General features: G+C 46.3%; 3 protein-coding genes. 2 read left to right on the plus strand and 1 reads right to left on the minus strand.

Features of this window, described 5'->3' with window-relative positions:
• Positions 1–533: peptide deformylase (def, locus tag F6K52_RS33850; protein ID WP_293089185.1), on the plus strand; the 533-nt coding region annotated here is incomplete at its 5' end.
• A gap of 226 nt (positions 534–759) precedes the next feature.
• The gene (locus F6K52_RS33855) at positions 760–1,026 is read left to right on the plus strand and encodes a helix-turn-helix transcriptional regulator (protein WP_293045837.1); all 267 of its coding nucleotides are present in this window, start codon (positions 760–762) and stop codon (positions 1,024–1,026) included.
• A 597-nt stretch (positions 1,027–1,623) separates the two neighbouring features.
• Here F6K52_RS33855 and argS read toward each other — a convergent pair.
• Positions 1,624–3,381 (minus strand): arginine--tRNA ligase, encoded by a 1,758-nt coding sequence (gene argS / locus F6K52_RS33860; RefSeq protein WP_293089188.1) that lies wholly within the window; start codon positions 3,379–3,381, stop codon positions 1,624–1,626.
• Between the last annotated feature and the right edge of the window lie 301 nt (positions 3,382–3,682).

Genomic DNA, 3,682 nt, shown 5'->3' on the forward strand with positions numbered 1-3,682 from the left:
GGGGGGGGGGGGGGGGGGTCTCTCAGTTAGGCAACCCGATTTTACGGCAGCATACTCAGCGAGTAGATAATTTGCTAGATGAACGCCTTCAACAACTGATTGATCACCTGATAGCAACTGCTACAGCGGCCAATGGGGTTGGCATTGCAGCACCCCAAGTATCTCAATCCTATCGTTTGTTTATCGTAGCGTCTCGTCCGAATTTAAGGTATCCCCACGCACCATTGATGGAACCAACGGCTATGATTAATCCTGCCATTATTAGTCATGACACTGACATGGTTAAGGACTGGGAGGGGTGTCTGAGTATTCCCGGAATTCGAGGGTTAGTACCCAGGTATAGTCGAATTGAGGTGGAGTATACTAATCGGTATGGTGAGTATCAGCGGCAACAATTCACAGACTTTGTAGCTAGAATATTCCAACATGAATATGACCATCTTGAGGGAATTGTATTTTTAGACCGAGTGGAGAGTACCCAAGAGATGATGAGTGAGGAGGAATATCAGAAGCAAATTATTGCTAACTTATAGCGATTGTTAAATCCTTTACTCACTAATTTTCAAATCGCTACAATCTATTGATACTGGACAGTGCGAAGTTCTGTGGTCGGTTGAGTGGTTGAATTACCCCTAAGACAAGAACACCCCGATCACGCCTAGGGACGAGAATGTTCCAAACTGGCTGAGTTTTGCTGATTCAGCCAGTTAGATTATGGCTCTATATCGTCGAGTCGAGCAAATCTTAGAGGTAGTAATTATGGTAAAAGAAATTGAAGTACAAGCTAGTAGTGGTAATGTGTTTGCCGATTTAGGTTTAGAAAACTCTGATGAATTAATCGTTAAAGCAGAACTGGCTCGTAAGATTAGTAGTATTATTGCCAACCAGGGTATGACACAAGCTGCGGCGGCAAAGGTTTTAGGAGTAGATCAGCCTAAAGTGTCCGCACTTATCAATGGTAAGTTGGCGGGTTTTTCAATTGTGCAGCTGTTTCGCTTCGTGAAGTACCCCAGCCTGCTTAGCTGAGGCTGGGGCTTCCAATCTCAACTCAACCAGGGACGGTCTTATTCGTCAATAGGGCTTCCCGCTTCATCCGCCGACGCCTCAAACAGAGGCGCGACCCCAGACCTGGTTCCCCGGCCTAGGAGGCGCGCGCCTGCTGCAATACGGTCTTACTCAGCGTCCACAGGCAGACATCCACCTTCCGCAGACGTATAAATTTTACGACAGACTCACCTTGGAATTACGACTCTATGGTCAACCAGCCGGGGCTTGCCTCTTCCCTGAGCTCTGCTAGTACTTTGTACACCTAATGGTTTGACTAATTGATCAGAAATCAGACCATTTGTAAGGTAGCCTTTTAGTCAGTCAGGCGGGTCAGCAACCATCTTTATTATAACACAATTCGCTATTAGTTGTTTTTTCGCTATCCATCCCCACCCTAAAAAGGGTGGGGATGGATAGCGAGGATTGTTAAACGCTTTGGGTCAAGATGTAGAAATTGTGGTCAAAACCAAACCATTATCTCACCCTGGGGCTCGAACACTAGTGTCGTGAACTAGCTGACGTAAGTATTCAGCGATCAGCCAAGGTCAAAGGCTGATCGCTGATGGCTTAACGTTACTACATCCGCTCCAGTACCTGAATTCCCAGTAAAGACAATCCCAGTTTCAGAGTTCTAGCAGTCAAATCACATAGCAGCAGACGGGATGTCCGCTTGGGTTCTTCGGCTTTCAGTACAGGGCATTGGTCATAGAATTGATTAAACTTCTGGCTCAGTTCAAATAAATACTGACAAAGGCGATTCGGCATCAATTCTTTCTCAACTTCACCAAGAACCTCATTCAGTTGTAATAACTTCTTCCCTAGCACCAATTCTGCGTTTTCTTGCAACAAAATTTTGGCATCGGTTCCCAGTTGCTCAAAATCAATCTCCCCTTTGCGGCTAATTCCCTGAATGCGGACATAGGCATAAAGCATATATGGTGCCGTATTGCCCTGGAGTGCCAACATCTTATCAAAGCTGAATATATAGTTGCTGGTACGATTTTGACTAAGGTCAGCATACTTAACTGCACTCATGCCTACGACTTTGGCAACATGGTCTTTAAATTCCTCAGTTTCTTCCCGACCTTCTTGCTTGAGTCTCGATTCCAAATCAGCACCAGATCGTGCGATCGCTTCATCCAATAAATCCCGCAACCGCACTGTTTCCCCAGACCGCGTTTTCAGCTTTTTGCCATCTTCCCCCAGAACCAAACCAAAGGGAACATGAACGACTTCAACATTTTCCGGAAGAATACCAGTCCGCCGAGCAACCTGAAATACCTGGGTAAAATGATTTGCTTGTCCGGAATCAGTAACATATATAATCCTTTGAGCCTGGTCTTGCTCAGTCCGGTAGCGCAGTGCAGCTAAGTCAGTGGTGGCATAGTTATAGCCCCCATCAGATTTTTGCACAATCAAGGGCAGAGGCTCACCATCTTTATTTGTAAACCCCTCAAGGAAAACACATTTGGCTCCCGAGTCTTCCACTAACAAGCCAGACTTGTCTAAATAGTCCACAACCTCTGGTAGGAAAGAATTGTAAAAGGATTCCCCCCTTTCGGTGAGCTGAATATCCAGCAAATCGTAGATAATCTGAAACTCCCGCCGAGATTGGTCACACAGTAGTTGCCAAGCACGGCGGCTATCCGTTGCACCAGATTGCAGTTTAACAACTTCGAGTCTAGATGCCTCCCGAAATTCCTCATCTGCATCAAACCGTTGTTTAGCTTGCCGATAAAGGGTGACTAAATCTCCCAAATCCAGGGCATCAGCTGTAGTCAAAGCACTTGGGTAAGCTTCCCTGAGATAGGTGATCAACATCCCAAATTGGGTGCCCCAATCTCCCACATGATTCAAGCGCAGTACATTTTGACCCCGAAATTCTAAGATCCGGGCAATCGAATCCCCAATAATCGTTGAACGTAGATGTCCCACATGCATCTCTTTAGCAATATTGGGAGAAGAAAAATCAACAATGACCCGTCGAGGGGCTGAAGCGCTTGCTACTCCTAGACGTGGGTCAGTTTGAATCTCCCTTAGCCGTTCTTCCAAGTAAGCAGGTTTTAAGCTCAAATTAATGAAGCCTGGACCAGCAATAGTCGGGCTCTGACATATCTCAGCCACATCTAGATACTGCAACAAAGATTCTGCGATCGCTCTTGGTGGCTGTTTCAAACGTTTGCTCAAAGCCAAGGCCACATTAGACTGATAGTCACCAAATTTGGGATTGCTGGCAGGTACCATCATTGGATCTACCCCTGCCACATCAGAACCGAAGGCAGCAGTTAAGGCTTGAGTAAATTGAAGTCTAAGTTGTTCAACAATGGATTTCATGGTGCCAGTGCAAAGGGCTCTTCACTAATCTTGCCTCTGAATGGTAACAGCCACTACTTACGGATTAATCCTAGACGTAACCGGACAATTACTGTAACTCCAGATGACTTTCCCGTTTCACTCGGAAGCATCGGAGTAGTTATTCCAACCTGTACTTAAGCCATGCAGAGGTGCAACCCGTGGCGAATTTAATTAAGGGTCAAACGCACCATTAGGGTCTTTGGGAGGCAGAGCAGACCTGCGGGGCTTCCCCCCATGAGCGACTGCATCAAGACAACGACCAACGGACACGTTCCTGTTG

Source organism: Moorena sp. SIO3H5 (genome assembly GCF_010692395.1).
Taxonomy (GTDB): domain Bacteria; phylum Cyanobacteriota; class Cyanobacteriia; order Cyanobacteriales; family Coleofasciculaceae; genus Moorena.